Below are 17,829 nucleotides of genomic sequence, written 5' to 3' on the forward strand. Positions count from 1 at the left end.
CTTTAGCTTGTTCTTATGGAGCGGTGGAATCTTGGGGGGGATTGGGTTAGGCGGTCGGGGGCCATACCCTGTTTGGCCAGCATGTCTGAGGGCCAGGGGGTGGGGTTGGGGGCGGCGCTGACTATGAGCTCGCCACCGGAGCGGAGCAGGGGAGCAGCGGCTTCGACTACCGACGATGGTGGGCCGAAGCTGCGGGCGGTTACCAGATCGGCACGACCGCGGTATTGCTCGTCTTCACCGAGGTGCTCAGCGGCCACATGGAGGACATCGACGCGCTCCGACCAGCCGAGACGGGCGCAGTGCAGTTCCAGGAAAGCGGCTCTGGACAGCGAGGACTCCACCAGCGTCCACTTCGATTGAGGCCAGACCGCGGCCAACACCAAAGCCGGCAAGCCCCCGCCGCTCCCCAAGTCGACGGCTGCCAATGGAATTGCGGCAACTACTGAGGCAAACCCCAGGGAGTGCTCGATGTGCTGGTCGACGCCCCGGCCGCCGATCCAGCCCCGCCCCTGAGCTTGGCCGAGTACATCGGCCAGCTTCGCCCGATCAGCACGGTCCACGTCTATCAGGTCAAGTCAGTCGGGAATGATCACGACCCAGCGGCGAGGCTCTTGGCCTTCGGAGACGGTGCTGACGCCGTCGATCTCGGCGACAACGTCGTGGACTACCTTGCGGTCCGCCGCGTTCATCGGCTCGAGAGGACGCTCAGCGCCGGTGTCTCTTACTTCCGAGGCAATTTTCTCACAGAAGGACTCCAGGGCCGCCCGTCGACGCTCTCGGTATCCACCGATGTCAACTCGGATTCGCCCTTCGCAATTCCCGTCCGACTTCCTCTGCACCAACATGCGAGACAAGTCCTCAACCGCTCGCAGTGTGTTTCCTTTGGGTCCGATGAGCAACCCCACGCCTTGGATGTTCTCCACCTGCATTTCCATGGTCTCATCGTCTACCCGCTCCGCGGACACCTCGGCGTCTAGCTCGAAGGCATCCAACAGCCCGTCGAGAAACTCCACTACTAGGGTGCTCTGCTCTTCCAAACTCATCGCATCTTCCATTGATTTGCTCTCTCTCACTTTTTTCCCCTCTTGGACATTGGTTGGACGGCTCTCTCGAGCCCCCCTGTTGTTCTTATTCGAATTCTGAGACTTCCTCTGCTCCTGGCGTGAAGCTTGTTCGCCAGCCGACGCTCGGGACTCCCGTTTCTGGCCTTGACCGCCCCGGCTGTTGCCGCCTTGATTGGCCCGATTGTTGTCTTGCCCCAAATTACCCCGCTCAGGATTGCGGTTCCGATTCCCCCCTCTATCTCTGTTCTGGGCCCGATCTCTATTCTGGGATGGCCGGCGACCACCATTTCGACCCCGGTCTCTATTGTTGGCCGGGCGGCGGTTTCGATTCCTTTTCTCGCGCGGCAGCACGGGGCGAACTCGCGCTCTGATCCGAGCCTCCGTCTTTCGAAATCCCAAGAGCGCAGACTTGGGCTCATCGACAACGGAGAACTCGGCTTCGCTGCGGTCCACTCCCAACCGATCCAGAGCTGCTTCCTCCGCTTGGGCAATGGTCTTGCCGGTGACTTCAAGCCACTCCATGGCTACTTTCTCCTCTTTTTCCGCTGGCGCCGACGATCCGTGGGATGTGACTGTTGACCCTTCTGGGTGGTTCGGCTCGTGTGGCGCTGCTGTGGCGTTGTGTCTGACGACTTCTTGCTACTGGACTTTGTCCCTGATCCCTTCGCGTCCCTTGCTTTGGCGTCCTTGCTCCCAGCCTCCTTGCTCCCAGCCTCCTTGCTCCCAGGCTCTTTTGCTACCCGAGGCGGCGTCCGCTGACCAGGGGAGGTGGGTGTGGTGCGGCGACTGTCTGGGCGCCTCTTCGGCGGAGTCCTCGATGTGGGCCGCCGACTGCCATGATCCGCCACTGGCGTGCGGGAGCGGGTCAACGGTTGAGGTTCGGGCTCCACGGGCTCCATGGGCTCTTCCTCCCCATCGTCCTCGGTACTTTCTACAAGGGCTTGGCGCTCTTGATGGGGCCGGTAGATTCGACGGGTGATGACTGCTTGCTGACCCACCCGGACGATGTTCGAGCTCACAAAGTACAAGTTCAGACCGGCCGGGAACCCGATCGAGATGATCGGCAAGAACCAGGGCATGACCTTCATGATCATCTGCTGCTGGGGGTTGATCGGCGTATCAGGGTCGCGACGGCCGGCGATCTGGCGCTGCTGGACATAGCTGGAAACACCGATCAAGACGATCAGCAACAAGAAGGGCAGCGCGGTGGAAAAAGAGTCTCGGAATGCATCCAGGAGACTGATCGACAGGTCCGTGCCCAGGAAGTTCATTTCTGTGGAGCTTTCAAGTGCGACCCGCAAATCCGAATCAGCGGCCAAGTACTCCGGGTTGAAGGTTCGCTCGGCAAAATCAGGAGGGTCGGCAACGCGGTCATTGCGTGGCGTAGCTCGCCAGCCAAAGTAAGACCCTAAATCACTGACTCGTCGTGTCAATCCTCGGATTAGTCGGAAAAGGACGAAGAATACTGGAAGCTGAGCGAGTATGGGGAGGCAGCTGCCCAGAGGATTCACGTTGTTGGCCTGGTACAGGCGCATCATCTCTTCGTTCATCCGCTGGCGGTCGCCTTGGTATTTCGCTTGGATCTTCTTGACCTCGGGCTGGAGGGTTTGCATTCGAAGCATCGACCGCGTGGTGTAGAACGTGAGCGGGGTCAAAATCAGCATCACCGTGAGCGTGAACAGCATGATGGCGATGCCGTAGCTCTCTCCCAGCGTGTAGTACACCGCCAGCAGCCAGGCGAGACCGTCGAACAGCCCGTCGAACACCGAGTCAAACACGGGTCACCGCCTTGCTGGAAGCGACGCCGGATCCTCGAGAAACCTCGCATGAACCAAGTGGCTGAAGCGTGGGATCCGGGGCCAGTCGGCCGTTTTCGTCAGGCACGGGATCCCACCCCGATGGCGCTCCAGGCCGACACCGGAGCAGGCGGCGCAGACCCAGCCAAACTCCCGAGGCCGCACCATGCACCTCCACCGCTTCCAACGCATAGTAGGAACAGCTCGGAACGTACCGGCATGGGCTTGGACGATGGTCGGTAGCCCGCTGATATCCCGTGATCAGGCCTTTGACGGCTCGGGCCGCCATGCTCATCTCCACACGCCTGTTCCGGTTGTCTACCGAGCTCATGGCTCCGTTCGCTCCAACTTGGCCAAGCATGCCTCCAGGGAAATCCGCAGGTCAACGTAAGAAAACTGTGCCGCGCCCCGCTTCGTGCCGATGAGGTAGAGACCTGTCGGCAAACCACTCGGGCTCTCCTGATCGAGGCCTCTGACGATCTCCCGTAAGCGCCGGCGGACCTTGTTCCGAATCACCGCAGGGCCCGCCTGACGAGGCAGTGCGTATGCCACCCGGGCCGCGTTGAGGGAGGGGTCGGAAAGGAACCGAACCCAAAGCAACCCATGGTCAGCACGAACACCATCAGCCCTGAGCCGCGCGAACGCGGAGCGTCCCCGGAGCCGCTCAATCAGGCCGACAGCCTCTTGCGGCCGCGGCGCCGACGAGCATTGATGATCGCCCGCCCACTTCTTGTCATCATCCGATGCCGAAACCCGTGGCGCCGTGCTCGGCGTTGCACATTCGGCTGATACGTGCGCTTCACAACTTCCTCCAAGGCCGGGGTGCCGTCGTCGTGGGACCGCCCTACAAGCGCCTCCCGTTTCCCGGCGTCTTCCCTACGCTACGGCCTTGCCCAGGGCCACGACAACCAATGCCGCGGACACCGCCACAATTGCCACCTGAGCGACAATGACAACTATTTCAACACAAGCCTCTGACCTGCGAAAACTACCCAGACGCCCGTGCATGAATAGATAAGAGGTGCTACAGTCCTGAATTCCAGTCGAGGCGGTGCCAACTTGGTTGGGCAAAGCAATAGGACCGCAAGTTATCCACAGCTTATGCACATTTGTGGATACTGCTTGTCACTTTTTTGGAGTTGCCAACAAAATGGTGTCTGCAACATTTCTCTGGTCTTCCTTCGAAAGCAGTATTCGTGCTCAAGTTCCTGATGCCGTCTGGCAATCGACATTCAATCCGGCAAAAGCAACCTCTCTTGAAGAAGACATTCTCGAATTAACCGTTCCAAGTACCATCATTAAAGACCGACTTGAAGGTGAGTACTTTGAGGTATTGAGAAACGCACTAGCTAGTTCGAATGCCACTCATATCACACTGAAGATCAGCACAGAGCAAAGTTCGAACGATGACGATGACCACGTCTCCGTTGCTTCTCCACCTGTGGCCATGCCAGAAATGGCAAGCTCTACTTCAATAAGTCGAACAACGACTGCTCTCCATCCAAACTACGTGTTCGACAAGTTTGTCACGGGGCCATCCAATCGCTTTGCCCTGGCAGCTGCCCTCTCGGTGGCTGAAACCCCTGGTAAGTCGTATAATCCGCTCTTCATTCATGGTCATGCCGGCCTTGGCAAGACGCACCTACTCCAAGCCATCGGCCATTATGTCAAGAGTCACTACGTGGATGATCAACGTCATCCAATCAAGAGAATCGTTTATGTCTCCACTGAAACTTTTCTCAATCAATTTGTAGATGCAATCCGAACAAACACCCGAAGTGAATTCAAAAAAATCTATAGAGACGTGGACGTGCTTCTTGTCGATGACATTCAATTTCTTGAAGGCAAAGAAGGCCTCCAAGAAGAATTCTTTCACACATTCAACTCTCTGCATGAAGTGAACAAGCAGATTGTTCTAACGAGTGATCGACCACCAGATGCCATAGCAACACTTGAAGATCGGATGACAAGCCGATTCAAGATGGGCTTACTCACAGATATTCAGCCTCCCGACATTGAAACTCGGTTGGCAATTCTCCGAAAGAAAGCTGAGCAATCCGATTTCGCCATCAATAATGACGTTCTTACATTCATCGCCAGCAACATCAAGGATAACATTCGAGAACTAGAAGGAGCTCTTACCCGAGTTACGGCATATGCCAGCTTTAACGACAAGCATCTTGACCTTGAACTAGCTAAATTTATTCTTCGAGACATCACGACACGCCGTGAACCACAGCCGGTGACGGCCGATGTGATTTTGAAGGCGACTGCTGATCTCTTCGCGTTCTGTGTCGAAGACATCGTCGGCCCACGGCGACAGCGACCCCTGGTGAAGGCCCGACAGGTCTCAATGTACGTATTTCGAGAGTTGACCGAACTAAGTTACCCCGACATTGCACGCGTCTTTGGAGGTCGAGACCACACCACAGCCATTCACGCGGTGCAGAAGATCACGAAGCAGATGGCCGAGCAGCCGGAGACATTCAACCAGATCAATGAGCTCATTCAAAAGATCAAGAATGCTTGAACCCAAGCAATGGGGAACGCAAGTGGAGCAACTTGGGGAAAGACCATGCTCGGTTGGGGATAGCAGCCGCATCCTCCACAGGGATTCTGCATCCACGGCGGACAATCCACTCGCCTGGGGAAACAAAAGGAAAAGTAAATCCTATCTGAGCAGGGGAAATGACATATTTCCACATTTCCACCCACCTACTGCTACTAGCAGTATTTGTTAATATTAAAGACAGGTAGAAAGCGAGCAGCCTGTGAAATTCCGATGTGAACGGGACACCCTCCTAGATGCACTGATGGTGACGGGTAGAGCAGCCGGCACCCGAGGTGGGTTCCATCTCGTGCTTTCCGGGGTTCATATGACCTTGGGGGGTGACGAGCTCACCCTTACTGCCACTGACAGGGAGTTGACGATTGCCAACCGATTGGAGGTGGCTGGCGACGGCGACGGCACCGCGGTGGTTACTTCTCGGTTGGCCAGTGAGGTGGTTCGCTCCTTGGATGCTGGAGCGGTGAATGTGACGGTGGACACGGAAGGCATTCATATTGATTCAGCTCGCTCCAAGTTTTCGTTGCAGACGATGGGAGCAGAGGATTTCCCGCAGGTGGAGGCTTTGGCGAGCGATCCGGTGGTACTGGAAGCCGAGGGATTGCTGACTGCTCTGCGTCAAGTTGTGAAGGCAGCGTCGGCGGATGAGTCTCGTCCGGTGTTGACCGGCGTGTTGTTGTCGGCGGAGCAGGAGGGACTCCGACTGGTGACAACGGATTCCTATCGGTTGGCTTTGTGTGATCTGCCCGGATTGGAGGTTCTCGGGTCTGATCAGAGTGTTCTGGTGCCGTCAAGAGCGCTTCAAGAGGTGATCCGCCTGCTTCCCGACGTAGAGGAAGTCAGTGTGAGATTCAACGATCGTGAGGCCTCCTTTGGCTTGGGGGCGATAACGGTGACCACCAGGCTGATTGAAGGGGAATTTCCCAGCTACCAGGGGCTGATACCGACTCATCAGCCAAACCGCCTCACTGTGAGCAGGGAGGGCTTCATCAACGCGGTGCGAAGGGTCCGTCTCATGGCCCAAGATTCGACTCCAATCCGAATGGATATGTCATCAGCCGGACTGGAGCTATCGGCAACGACCCAAGACGTGGGCGAAGCGACCGAACAGCTGGATGCCGTCTTTGAGGGGGAGGACCTCACAGTGGCCTTCAATCCCGAGTATCTGCTGGACGGGGCAGAGGCGGCTCCAGGCGAGGAGATCGTGCTGAACACTGTGGATGCCTTGAAGCCAGCGGTGATCCGCACACCCGAGACCGAGCAGTTCCTGTATTTGCTCATGCCTGTTCGCATCAACTGAGCCCCGCTTGCGTCAATTGGACAGCGCGTGCGCCTTCGACGGCTCTGGCTAGCGGATTTTCGCAACTATTCCCATCTCGATCTGGAGCTGCCTGCGGGAACCAGCCTGTTTGTGGGACTCAACGGCGAGGGCAAGACCAATCTTCTGGAGGCCGTCTATTACCTGGCCACGATGTCGTCGTTTCGTGTCAAAGCCGCAGACTCGATGATCCGGACTGGGGCAGACGTCTCCGAGGCGGTGGTGCGAGGGGAGATGGTTGCCGACCAGCGGGAAGTTCTGCTTGAGGCCGCGCTCAGATCCACCGGTCGCTCTCAGTTCCAGGTCAACCGCCAAAAGGTGCGTCGCCGAGAACTGCTCGGTCTTGTTCCCGTGTCTGTTTTCATGCCCGACGATCTAGCGCTGCTCAAGGGCGGGCCTGGAGAGCGGCGCCGATTCATTGACGATGCACTGAGCCAGATCGACCCTCGCCTCGATGCGGCCAGGGCGGACTTGGAGAGCATCTTGCGCCAGCGGAACGCCCTGCTGCGCCAATCAGGAGGCCAACTCAGCTCAGAGGTGGCGGTGACACTGGACGTGTGGGACGAGAAACTTGCCGATGTGGGGGAGCGGCTGGCCGATGCCCGAAGGAGCCTGGTGGCAAACCTCGAGCCCAAGATGGCTGCGGCCTATGAAGACATTGCGGTCAAGCCGACACCCGTGAGCTTGACTTACGAGTCAATTTGGTCACCCGGAGAGCTGAGCGAGGCCTTGGGCCGAGTCCGACGAGAAGACCTCCGCCGAGGGGCAACCACGGTGGGCCCTCACCGGGACGACGTGTTGGTGGCTCTTGCTGGCCGACCGGGTCGCACGCACGCTTCCCAAGGCGAGCAGCGATCGCTGGCGTTGGCGCTGCGGTTGGCCGTACACCGGGAGTTGGCGGAAACGGCTGGTCAGTTTCCCCTGCTGTTATTGGACGACGTGTTCTCGGAACTGGACCCAGAGAGGTCGAAGGGTGTTCTAGAAGCACTGCAATCGGAGCAGACGCTGTTGACCACGGCTGGCACACTGCCGTCTGATCTCACGTACAACGCCCGGTTTCGAGTAGTGGGCGGCCAAGTCATCCGTGAGACGTGACGTTTGCGACCACGGAATGAGGCAGACTGAGGCGATGGGGTGGGAACCCTTGCCCAATCGGTCGGGACCCAGACGGCTGAGCGAGGCGCTTGATCAGGTTGCCTCGCGGCTGAAGGTGCCGCGGTCCCAGGTGCTGAAGATGGTCTTTGCCGCGTGGGAGGATCTGGTCGGCTCGGTGATGGCAGCCCACTCGTCGCCGGTGCGACTGGTGGACGGAGAGCTGGTGGTAGCCGTGGATGACCCTGCATGGGCCACCGAAATGAGGTTTTTCAGCAATGAGCTCATCGGTCGAATCAACGCCATCGCGAAGGAAGAAGCGGTCACATCTCTGACTGTCAGAGTCCGCCCTGGATGATTGGCACAGAAGGCCGGCAACAGGCTCTCCGGTGAGTCAAATGGACACTCAAAACTGGTAGAATTTCCCCATCGGAGGCAGTGCATTCAGCTGGTTTGATCGCGAGGCGAACGAACCCGCAAGAACGACCGTCCTACCCACCCATATAGCCCGTCTAGCAGGGCAGAAAAGCTAGTTCGTGACTGACATCTCTGAGTCTTACAGAGCTGAAGACATAACCGTTTTGGAAGGCCTCGACGCTGTCCGAACGCGTCCGGGCATGTACATCGGATCCACGTCGGTGACTGGGCTGCACCACTTGGTCTACGAAGTGGTGGACAACGCGGTTGACGAGGCAATGGCCGGGTACTGCACGACCATTGAGGTGACCCTTCTGGCTGACGGTGGTTGCGAGGTTCGAGACAACGGACGCGGCATTCCGGTTGATCCTCACCCCCAGCACCCGGACATGAGCGCAGTCGCCGTAGTGCTGACGCTCTTGCACGCGGGGGGCAAGTTCGGCGGCAACGGGTACAAGGTGTCCGGAGGCCTGCACGGTGTGGGCGTGTCGGTGGTGAATGCTTTGTCCACCCGACTGGAAGTAGAGATCGACCGAGACGGCCACCGCCACACCATGTCATTTGCCAACGGCGGGGACATGATGGAAAAACTGCGGGTCATCGGCGACAGCCCCGAGAATCGCACCGGGACCACGGTTCGCTTCTGGCCCGACGAGGGCATCTTCGATGATGTGCGGTTCAGGGCTCAGGCACTGCTCGAGCGACTCCAGATGATGGCGTTTTTGAATCGCAACCTGGATATCAAGTTCCGCGACCTGCGTCCCGACGGCACGGGTGGAGCCGACTGGACGGTGTACTGCTACCAGGACGGCATCAGCGACTTCGTGCGCGAGGTGAACAGCTCCAAGGATGCGCTGTTCGATGACGTCGGCTTCTTCTCTCAGCAGGAGGACGGAGACGAGGTGGAGGTGGCCTTTCAATGGAACACCGGCTACAACACCGACGGGTTGCACTCCTTTGCCAACGGGATCAACACCGTTGAGGGCGGCATGCATGAAGAGGGCTTCCGCAAGGGGCTCACAAGAGTGGTCAACGACTACTGCCGGGCCAAGGGGCATCTGAAGGAGAAGGACGACAACCTGGCCGGCGAGGACATCCGCGAAGGGCTCACGGCGATCGTGAGCGTGAAGCTCCGTGAGCCGCAGTTCGAGGGCCAGACCAAGGCAAAGCTGGGGAATGCGTCTATGCGCTCTCTGGTGGAGCGAGCCACCAACGAGAAGCTGGCCGAGTGGCTGGAGGAGAACCCCTCAGACGCCCGCAAGATCGTGACTAAGTGCCTCCAGGCCCAGAAGGCCCGTTTGGCGGCGCGCCAGGCCCGGGATGCCACCAGGCGCAAGTCGGCTCTCGACGGAGCGGGACTTCCGGGCAAGCTGGTGGACTGCACGTCCACTAATCGAGAAGAGTGCGAGCTGTTCATCGTGGAGGGCAATTCAGCGGGCGGCTCGGCCAAGGACGCCCGCGACCCCAAGACCATGGCCATTCTCCCGATCCGGGGGAAGATCCTGAACGTGGAGCGGGTGCAGGTCGACCGGATGCTCCGCAACGCGGAAATCCAGGCACTGGTCGCGGCGATCGGCGCGGGCTTTGGCCCAGAGTTCGATGGGGGCAGCGAAAACGGAAACGGAAACGGAGCGACCAGCCAAGACAATCCTCCGGGTGATTCTAAAATCCGCTACGGCAAGGTGATCCTGCTGGCTGATGCCGATGTGGACGGCAGCCACATTCGCACGCTGCTGCTTACCTTCTTCTATCGACAGATGCACAAGCTGGTGGAAGAAGGCCATGTCTACATTGCCCAGCCGCCGCTGTATTCCACGGAGGTGGGTCGGTCGAAGATCTACCTCAAAGACGACCATGCCAAAGAGGCTTTCTTGGCTGAGAGTCCCAAGCACAGTGCAGAGTTCCAGCGGCTCAAGGGCCTCGGAGAGATGGATGCCGAGGAGCTGTGGGCCACCACCATGGATCCGGAGCGACGGACCCTGCTGCGGGTCTCGGTGGAACAGGCCGCGATAGCCGACGGGGTGTTCTCCAGGCTTATGGGAGAGGACGTGCAGGCTCGCAAGCAGTTCATCCAGACCAACGCCAAAGACGTCCGCTTCTTGGATATATGAGCGCAAAGGACTCCTGTGCCCGACGAGCCTGATACGTCCCCAGAGTCTGAAGGGGCGCCTGTCAGTTCAGTTCAGGACATCGACATCCAGACTGAGATGGAGCAGTCGTTTCTGGACTACGCCATGTCGGTCATCACCGCCCGGGCGCTCCCCGATGTGCGAGACGGGCTCAAACCGGTCCACCGCCGCATTCTCTGGGGCATGTACGACCAGGGGACCCGGCCCAATCGGCCCTATGTGAAGTGCGCCCGGGTAGTGGGCGATGTCATGGGCAAGTACCACCCCCACGGAGACCAGGCGATTTACGACGCCCTCGTGCGCTTGGGCCAGAGGTTTTCGCTGAGGCACCCGCTGATCGACCCCCACGGGAACTTCGGATCTCCCAACGATCCGCCGGCGGCCATGAGGTACACCGAATGCCGTCTCGACGAGTTGGCCATGAGGCTGCTCGACGGCATCGACGAGCAGACCGTCGATTTCAGCGACAACTTCGACTCCACCGAGCAGGAGCCGGAGGTGCTGCCGTCGCGGTTCCCCAACTTGCTGGTGAACGGTAGTCAGGGCATCGCCGTGGGCATGGCCACCAACATCCCGCCTCACAACCTGGGCGAGGTGATAGACGCGGTCAATCACTTGCTGGAGAACCCGGAGGCAACCAACGAGGATCTGATGGCGTTCGTGAAGGGCCCTGATTTTCCCACTCGGGGCCGCATCATGGGCTACCAGGGCATTCGGGACGCTTATACCACCGGCCAGGGGACGATCAAGGTGCGAGCCGCCGCTGAGATTGTGGAGAGCGGTTCTAATACCCAGATTGTGGTTACCGAAATCCCGTATCAGACCAGCGCGGAGATCATTGAGGAGAAAGTGGCTGACCTGGTGAATCGGAGGGTGATCGACGGAATCCGCCAAATCCACAATGAATCGGCCAAGGGCCAGACCAAGCTGGTGTTCGAGCTGAAGAGGGACGCCCCTGCGCTGGTTGTGCTCAACAACCTCTACAAGCACTCCCCGCTGCAGACCAATTTCCCGGTGAACATGGTGGCGCTGGCCGACGGGGTGCCCCGCACCATGACGTTGCGCGACTGCCTGGCCGCATACTCCGGCCACCAGCAAGAGGTGGTGCGACGCCGGACAGAGTTCCGCTTGGAGGAGGCCCGCCGCCGGGAGCACATCCTCGAAGGGCTCGTACGGGCGGTGGACATGATTGACGAGATCATTGCCGCCATCCGGGCCTCGGACAACCGCGCCGCCGCCCGGACAGTGCTGATGGGCGAGCACTTCGAGTTCAGCGAGATCCAGGCCAATCACATCTTGGATATGCCGTTGGGCCGGCTTACTCAGCTCGGCCAGAAGGAGCTGAACGACGAGCTGGCCGAGAAGCGGGCGTTGATTATCGATTTGGAGGCCATATTGGCCGACGACGCCAAGCTGCGAGCTGTTATCTCAGAAGAACTGCTCGAAGTTCGAGAGGCCTTTGCCAACGAGCGACGGACCCACATCATGGCCGACGAGGGTGAGATCGACATTGAAGCGCTCATCGATGACGAAGACCTGATGTTCAGCTTGAGCTCAGCCGGCTATGTCAAGACGGTGGCGCCTGACGAGTTCAAGACCCAGGGGAGAGGCGGCAAAGGCGTTATCGGCGCCAACCTGAAGGACGGGGACTACATCGCCTCGCTCATCCACACCACCGCCCATGCCTATCTGATGTTCTTCACCAGTTCGGGTCGGGTGTACCGCATCAAAGCCCACGAAGTGCCACGGACGAGTCGCACCGCTCGGGGCATGGCCATTGTGAACCTGCTGCACTTGGCGCCCGAGGAGACAGTTTCAGCGGTGATAGACACCCGGGACTACGAGACGATGCGGTACTTGTTGTTCGTTACTCGCTGTGGGGTTGTGAAGCGAACCCGGTTCTTGGAGTACGACAAGAGCCGCACCAAGGGGCTGATCGCCATCAACCTTCGGGAGGGCGACGAGCTGGTGCGGGTGCTTCCCACTACGGGGAACGACGACATCTGCTTGGTGAGCGCGTCGGGTCGGCTCATGAGGTTCTCGGAGTCGGAGGTTCGATCAATGGGGCGAACCGCAGCCGGCGTGCGAGGGATGAAGCTGCTCGGTGACGACATCGTGGTTGCTGCCACCGCGGTGCAGCCTGAGGGGGAATTGCTCTTGGCCACCGACCAGGGCTTCGGCAAGCGGGTTCTTCTCGACCACTTCCGGTCCAAGCATCGAGGTGGCCAAGGGGTCATAGCCATGAAGCTGCCCGATGAGCGGGGTTCAGTGGTGGGGGCTCGGGTGGTCGCTCCGGACGACGAGGTGTTCGCAGTGGCCTCCAATGGAGTCACGATCCGAATGCCCGTCTCTTCGGTCTCGGTGCAGGGGGCTCACGCCGCCGGAGTACGGATAATGACCTTGTCTGAGGATCAAACCATGGCGGCCATTGCGCCGGTCTTGTCCACCGAAGACGAGGAGTAGCCTCCTATTCGCCGAAGCTTCCCCCCTGACATGACAGCGGAGAAGTGCGATGGACGAGAGGGGATCGATTTCGGTGCTGGGCGTTGGGATGCTGGCGCTGATCGGGATGGCAATCCTGCTGTTGGGCCAACTCGGCGCTGACGGGGTTCGCCGGGCTCGGGCGACAGCAATCGCCGATGCGGTGGCAATGGCCGCGACGGCCGACCCCCAGGCTGCTCGAGCCACCGCGGCGGCCAACCGGGCAACGCTGGTTTCGATGGTGCAAGAGGGCTTCGAGACCGAGGTGGTCGTGCGCCGCGACGGCTCACTGGCGACGGCTAGAGCAGAGTTCCGACCAATCGGGTGGTGGTGCCAATTAATTGACACCAGCGATCCCTTACACTTCGGGGCGTGTCCATCGACCCCGGTCGGGTGAGCGACCCCTCTGCCGCGCCGTTGCCCAGCCAGGCAGTGGCGCGCCAGCCGGTGAAGGTGACTCCGAGGGAGTACCGGAGGGCTGTGCGATTGCAGGCCCGCAAGGTGCGCCGGGTGATCCGGCACATCGAGCCCTGGTCGGTGTTGAAGATCTCGTTGATCTTCTACATGTGCCTCTGGGTGATCGTGATGCTGGCCGGAGTGATGCTGTGGAGCATTGCGGTGGGCTCGGGCACCGTGGACGACACCGAGTCGTTCATCGAGGAGTTGTTCGCCCTGCAAGAGTTCAAGTTCAACGCCAGCCAGATATTCCGCGGCTTCGCCATAGGCGGGTTGGTGTTGGTGGTGGCGGGCACATTCTTCAACGTCTTGCTGTGCGTGTTGTTCAACCTCATCAGTGATCTGACCGGCGGAATGAGGGTCACAGTCATCGAGGAGGAGACAGCTCGGCAACGGCCCCGGACTCGGCCTCGCCGATTTCGTTGGCCTGCCTGGAACCCCCGTAAGTAGGCTGTCCACTCGGTTTGGCATTGGGGCTATAGCTCAGTCGGTTAGAGCGCACCCCTGATAAGGGTGAGGTCGCTGGTTCGAATCCAGCTAGCCCCACGTTGATGACTTTCCCCGGTTGCACCGTTGAGGGGGTTCGTTAGGATGGGTGTCGTGAAGATTCTGCGAAGAGCGCTAGTTGCTCTGGCAGGGGCGGCTGCCATCGCTGCCATTTTGCGTGCTCGGGGAACCGGGGGCGTCCCGTCTCAGTCGGGCGGGTGGCGCCAGATCAGCGGCAGCTGACTCTGAACTGCTCTATCTGAGCCGTATGGTGACCCTCATTCCGCCGGTCGGATGACTGATATGGACATCTTGATTGTCGGCGCGGGCGTGGTCGGCGCCGGGGTGGTGAATCATTTGGTTGGCTCGCCTTCGACCCCCGTCAGTCGGCTGGCTGTGATCGACCGAAATCCCGATCGAGCCTGGCACTTGGCCGAGAAACATGGGCCTCCGGTGACCGTGGGAAGTTTGGATGATGCGGCCGATGTGGTGGTTCTGGCTACCGCGTCAGGCACCCAGGCGCGACTGGCGCGTCGGCTTCTCAACCAGGGGCGAGTGGTGCTGGCCACCTCTGACTCGGTGTCTGATGTGAGGCGGATGCTGGGCATGAATGGCGCGGTTCGACAACAGGGCTCGCTGGTGGTTGCCGGAGTGGGCATGGCGCCCGGGCTGAGTGATGTGCTCGCCGTTCGAGCGGCCGCGGAGCTCGACCGGGTGACCGAGGTTCACGTCGCCAAGTTCGGCACTGGGGGGCCGGATTGCGCCCGGCAGCATCACCGGGCATTGAGCTCTCTGGCGTTGGAATGGCGGGGTGGTTGGAAGCAGCGGCCGGGCGGCTCGGGACGGGAGCTCTGCTGGTTTCCAAGCCCGGTGGACGCGGCGGACTGCTATCGGGCCGCATTGCCCGATCCGATGCTGCTGGTTAGGAAGTTCAGCAGTGCGGATCGGATCACGGCCCGCATGGCAGCTACTCGGAGGGATCGTTTTTCCTCCTGGTTGCCAATGCTGCGGCCCCCACATCCGGAGGGGAAGCTGGGTGCTGTGCGCGTGGAGGTGCGGGGGCAGAAAGATGGTGCTTGGGCGGGGCGGATTCTGGGGGCTTCAGGGGCGCCGGGTTTTGTGGCTTCGTCGGTGGTGGTGAGCGCTCTGGAGTTGATCGGGTCGGGAAGGGTTGATGGAACTGGCGTGGTGGGGTTGTCGGAGATTGTGGACGCGGCTGAGTTTCTAGGAGTGCTGGAAGGGCAAGGGGTGGTCTGTGAGGAGTTTGCCGGGGCCTAGCCGTTGTTGAGGATGACGCGGAGTTCTTCATGGAAGTGTCCGTTGGTGGCCAGCCAGTCACCGGCGGATGGGGTGCTGGTGCCGTTCCATTGGGTGATTTGGCCGCCGGCCTCGGGGATTATGACGAGCATGGGAGCGATGTCCCAGAGGTTGAGACCGGGATCGATCATGGCGTCGACGCGACCGGTGGCGACCAGCACGTAGCCGTAGCCGTCGCCCCAGGTGCGCACTCGGGGACCTGTTCGGCTCTCTCGGTCGCGGGTTCGCCTGACTTGATCGAAGGCGCCTTCGGGCCACCATTCGGTTCCAGATGTGCTCAAGTACGACCGGCTTAGCTCGGTTTGGGCGCTCACTTGGCAGCGGCGGCCGTTGTGGTGGCAACCCAAGCCTCGACCGGCCCATACCGCTTCGTCCAGGCCGGGTACGGCCGCCACTCCGATGGCCGGGCCGTGCTGGTCGATCAAGGCCAGCAAAGTGGTGTACAGGGGCACGCCGCGGACAAAGCTGCGAGTGCCGTCGATAGGGTCGATAACCCAGGTTCGCCCCGATGTGCCCTGCTCTTCGGGGTATTCCTCTCCGATCACCGCATCGTCGGGGAACCTCTGGGCCAGAGCATCTCGGAGGAAGGCCTCCGCAGCCTTGTCGGCTTCGGTTACCGGTGACCCGTCTTCCTTGCGCAGCACCGAAAGCTCATGGTCGGAGAACCACCTCAGTGTTAGCCGCCCGGCTTCTCGGGCCAGCTCTACGGCTTCGTCGAGGAGGTCAGCGGGAACTGCATCGGCCGAGCTGGGCTCGGTCATCCAAGAATGCCTTGGTCCCGCAACGCGGTGAGTCGGTCGTTGTCCAATCCCAACACCTCGCTGAGCACCTCGTCGGTTTGCTGGCCGACGGTGGGGGCGTGGGTGGGGACGGGGAGTTCCTCGTCGAAGAACTTGACCGGAAGGGGGAGCTGCTCACAACCCACCTGCTCGGTGGTGAACAGCGGAAGGCGGTCTTGGAACTGGGGGTCGTCCACCACGTTCTTGGCATTGTTCACCGGGGCGATGGGCGTGTTCACCCGGTCGCCGAACTCCAGCCATTCGGCGCTGGTCTTGGTGCGGAAGATGTCCCGCAGCTCCCGCTGCATCTCGAGGTTTCCCCGAGCGTGGTCGGCGTACTTTGACCCCGGCCAGCGGTCGAACAGGTCCATGCGGTCCAACGCCTCGCAGAAGTTCTTCCAGAATGCCTGTTCAGAGGCCATGAACAGAACATGGCCGTCGGAGGACTCATACATCTGATAGCGAACGCCCTCCCACATACCGGCCAACCCCGGGGCGCGACGCTCGTAGTCGTCGGACGGGTTGCCGGTGACCTCGTCTTCGGGACGCTCGTAGGCCTTCCAGGTTTCGATGCGGTACCAGTCCATGTAGGCGGCCGCGTCGGACTGGGCCAGCTCGAGCCGACAGCCCTCGCCGGTGTCCCGAGCCCGAATGATCCCGGCACACACCGCGAGCGCTCCAATGAGGGGGGCGATGTTGATGCCTATGTTGGGCATCTCCGGGATGCGGCAAAAGCCGTCGTCGTCATAGGCGGGGGGGATCAGACCGGCCCAGGTGTCGTAGGCGATGCCGTGGCTGGGCATGTCTTTGTACGGGCCGGTCATCCCGTAGCCGCTGATGGTGGCGAACACGATGCGGGGGTTGACTTCCTTGAGCTGCTCATAGCCCAAACCTCGCCGTTCCAGGGCGCCGGGCCTCATGGCCTCCACCACCGCGTCGGCATTGCGAGCCAGATCCAGATAGAGCTCCACGCCCTCGGGCTGGCGCAGATCGAGCACGATGCTGCGCTTGCCCCGATGGGTGTGCAAATGCAGCAACGACACCCCGTTGACGATGGGCCAGGTCATCTGGCGGATGTAGTCGCCTTGGGGAGGTTCGACCTTGATGACGTCGGCACCCATGTCGGACAGGAACGTGGTCAAGAATCCGGGGCCGAGCAACGAGCTCTCGATGACCCGGACCCCAGCAAGCGGGGGAGCAGGGTGGCTCATGCCTTGGTACCTCCATCAACCCGCAAAACGATCCCATTGCAGAAACTGGCGTCATCGCTGGCCAAGAAGGCGAATGCCGAGGCCAGCTCAGACGCGTGGCCCGGACGGTGGTAGGGCTCCATGATGGCCATGAGGGTGAAGTCGACCTCTTCTGGGGGCATGAACTGCTTGTAGATCTCAGTCTCAACGCCGCCGGGGGCGATGCAATTGACCCGGAGTCCGGCCCGCCCGTTGGTGCTGGCCATGGTCTGGGTGAGGGCGACCACCCCGCCCTTGGAGGCCGAATAGGCAGAACTCCACGGCTGGGCGTGGGTGCCAGCGGTGGAAGCGGTGTTGACAATGTTGCCCTGAGATTCAAGCAAGTGGGGCAAGCAGGCCTGAGACATGAAGAAGGTGCCGGTGAGGTTGACGCCGATCACCCGGTTCCATGCCTCCAGGGTCTCGTCCTCGTCGCGGGCGAAGTGGCCGATGCCGGCGATGTTGCACAGCACGTCGATGCGGCCGTAAGCGTTCACGATCTGAGCGACGGTGGGAGCGATGGCGTCCAGGTCGAGCAGATCCAGTTGGATGGCCATGTCGACGTCGTCAACCGGATCCCGGTCGATACCCACCACGGTGCCACCCTCTGAGCGCAGACGGTCGGCGGTGGACCGTCCAATGCCGGAAGCCGCGCCAGTGACGATGACTATTTTGTCCTCGAATCGATTCATGCCCAAA

General features: G+C 60.6%; 18 protein-coding genes and 1 tRNA gene. 10 read left to right on the top strand and 9 right to left on the bottom strand.

The window, feature by feature from the left end:
- Positions 1 to 2 precede the first annotated feature (2 nt).
- The 6 genes from ACOQPI_RS02420 to rpmH are packed head-to-tail and all read right to left on the bottom strand — an operon-like array spanning position 3 to position 3,663.
- Positions 3 to 560 carry a 16S rRNA (guanine(527)-N(7))-methyltransferase RsmG gene (locus ACOQPI_RS02420; RefSeq protein WP_420618128.1) on the bottom strand — a complete coding sequence of 186 codons (558 nt, stop codon included), beginning with the start codon at positions 558 to 560 and terminating at the stop codon, positions 3 to 5.
- A 15-nt stretch (positions 561 to 575) separates the two neighbouring features.
- Entirely contained in the window at positions 576 to 1,586 is a 1,011-nt protein-coding gene (gene jag / locus ACOQPI_RS02425; RefSeq protein ID WP_420618129.1) for an RNA-binding cell elongation regulator Jag/EloR, read from the bottom strand.
- 2 nt (positions 1,587 to 1,588) lie between these two features.
- Positions 1,589 to 2,842 carry a YidC/Oxa1 family membrane protein insertase gene (locus ACOQPI_RS02430; protein ID WP_420618130.1) on the bottom strand — a complete coding sequence of 418 codons (1,254 nt, stop codon included), beginning with the start codon at positions 2,840 to 2,842 and terminating at the stop codon, positions 1,589 to 1,591.
- The gene (yidD, locus tag ACOQPI_RS02435) at positions 2,835 to 3,221 is read right to left on the bottom strand and encodes a membrane protein insertion efficiency factor YidD (RefSeq protein ID WP_420618131.1); all 387 of its coding nucleotides are present in this window, start codon (positions 3,219 to 3,221) and stop codon (positions 2,835 to 2,837) included. The genes ACOQPI_RS02430 and yidD overlap by 8 nt, the downstream gene beginning before the upstream one ends.
- Positions 3,188 to 3,532 (bottom strand): ribonuclease P protein component, encoded by a 345-nt coding sequence (locus ACOQPI_RS02440; RefSeq protein ID WP_420620973.1) that lies wholly within the window; start codon positions 3,530 to 3,532, stop codon positions 3,188 to 3,190. The genes yidD and ACOQPI_RS02440 overlap by 34 nt, the downstream gene beginning before the upstream one ends.
- On the bottom strand, positions 3,529 to 3,663 hold the full coding sequence (gene rpmH / locus ACOQPI_RS02445) for a 50S ribosomal protein L34 (protein ID WP_419844918.1): 135 nt from the start codon (positions 3,661 to 3,663) through the stop codon (positions 3,529 to 3,531). Before rpmH ends, ACOQPI_RS02440 begins: the two co-directional genes overlap by 4 nt.
- Before the next feature lie 308 nt (positions 3,664 to 3,971).
- Here rpmH and dnaA point away from each other — a divergent pair, with 308 nt between their 5' ends.
- From dnaA to ACOQPI_RS02495, 10 genes are all read left to right on the top strand, one after another.
- Entirely contained in the window at positions 3,972 to 5,390 is a 1,419-nt protein-coding gene (dnaA, locus tag ACOQPI_RS02450; RefSeq protein ID WP_420618132.1) for a chromosomal replication initiator protein DnaA, read from the top strand.
- Positions 5,391 to 5,631: 241 nt separating this feature from the next.
- Positions 5,632 to 6,726, top strand: coding sequence for a DNA polymerase III subunit beta (dnaN, locus tag ACOQPI_RS02455; RefSeq protein ID WP_420618133.1), 1,095 nt, complete (start codon positions 5,632 to 5,634; stop codon positions 6,724 to 6,726).
- Positions 6,727 to 6,753: 27 nt separating this feature from the next.
- Entirely contained in the window at positions 6,754 to 7,839 is a 1,086-nt protein-coding gene (gene recF, locus ACOQPI_RS02460) for a DNA replication/repair protein RecF (protein ID WP_420618134.1), read from the top strand.
- A 34-nt stretch (positions 7,840 to 7,873) separates the two neighbouring features.
- Entirely contained in the window at positions 7,874 to 8,194 is a 321-nt protein-coding gene (locus tag ACOQPI_RS02465) for a DciA family protein (protein ID WP_420618135.1), read from the top strand.
- Between the two features lie 178 nt (positions 8,195 to 8,372).
- Positions 8,373 to 10,364, top strand: coding sequence for a DNA gyrase/topoisomerase IV subunit B (locus ACOQPI_RS02470; RefSeq protein ID WP_420618136.1), 1,992 nt, complete (start codon positions 8,373 to 8,375; stop codon positions 10,362 to 10,364).
- A 15-nt stretch (positions 10,365 to 10,379) separates the two neighbouring features.
- Complete coding sequence (gyrA, locus tag ACOQPI_RS02475) at positions 10,380 to 12,845, top strand: DNA gyrase subunit A (RefSeq protein ID WP_420618137.1); 2,466 nt, start codon at positions 10,380 to 10,382, stop codon at positions 12,843 to 12,845.
- 49 nt (positions 12,846 to 12,894) lie between these two features.
- On the top strand, positions 12,895 to 13,260 hold the full coding sequence (locus ACOQPI_RS02480; RefSeq protein WP_420618138.1) for a hypothetical protein: 366 nt from the start codon (positions 12,895 to 12,897) through the stop codon (positions 13,258 to 13,260).
- On the top strand, positions 13,236 to 13,769 hold the full coding sequence (locus tag ACOQPI_RS02485) for a DUF3566 domain-containing protein (protein ID WP_420618139.1): 534 nt from the start codon (positions 13,236 to 13,238) through the stop codon (positions 13,767 to 13,769). Before ACOQPI_RS02480 ends, ACOQPI_RS02485 begins: the two co-directional genes overlap by 25 nt.
- A 22-nt stretch (positions 13,770 to 13,791) precedes the next feature.
- A tRNA-Ile gene (locus ACOQPI_RS02490) sits at positions 13,792 to 13,865 on the top strand.
- A 234-nt stretch (positions 13,866 to 14,099) separates the two neighbouring features.
- Positions 14,100 to 15,083, top strand: coding sequence for an NAD(P)-binding domain-containing protein (locus ACOQPI_RS02495; RefSeq protein ID WP_420618140.1), 984 nt, complete (start codon positions 14,100 to 14,102; stop codon positions 15,081 to 15,083).
- On the opposite strand, the gene ACOQPI_RS02500 is transcribed toward ACOQPI_RS02495, so the two are convergent.
- The 3 genes from ACOQPI_RS02500 to ACOQPI_RS02510 are packed head-to-tail and all read right to left on the bottom strand — an operon-like array spanning position 15,080 to position 17,822.
- Positions 15,080 to 15,883 carry an inositol monophosphatase family protein gene (locus ACOQPI_RS02500; RefSeq protein WP_420618141.1) on the bottom strand — a complete coding sequence of 268 codons (804 nt, stop codon included), beginning with the start codon at positions 15,881 to 15,883 and terminating at the stop codon, positions 15,080 to 15,082. The two genes, ACOQPI_RS02495 and ACOQPI_RS02500, sit on opposite strands and share 4 nt — an antisense overlap.
- Positions 15,880 to 17,112, bottom strand: coding sequence for a CaiB/BaiF CoA transferase family protein (locus ACOQPI_RS02505; RefSeq protein WP_420618142.1), 1,233 nt, complete (start codon positions 17,110 to 17,112; stop codon positions 15,880 to 15,882). Before ACOQPI_RS02505 ends, ACOQPI_RS02500 begins: the two co-directional genes overlap by 4 nt.
- Positions 17,109 to 17,822 (bottom strand): SDR family NAD(P)-dependent oxidoreductase, encoded by a 714-nt coding sequence (locus tag ACOQPI_RS02510; RefSeq protein WP_420618143.1) that lies wholly within the window; start codon positions 17,820 to 17,822, stop codon positions 17,109 to 17,111. Before ACOQPI_RS02510 ends, ACOQPI_RS02505 begins: the two co-directional genes overlap by 4 nt.
- Positions 17,823 to 17,829: the final 7 nt, after the last annotated feature.

Source organism: Candidatus Poriferisocius sp. (assembly GCF_965219815.1).
In the GTDB taxonomy this organism is placed as follows: Bacteria; Actinomycetota; Acidimicrobiia; order Acidimicrobiales; family Bin134; genus Poriferisocius.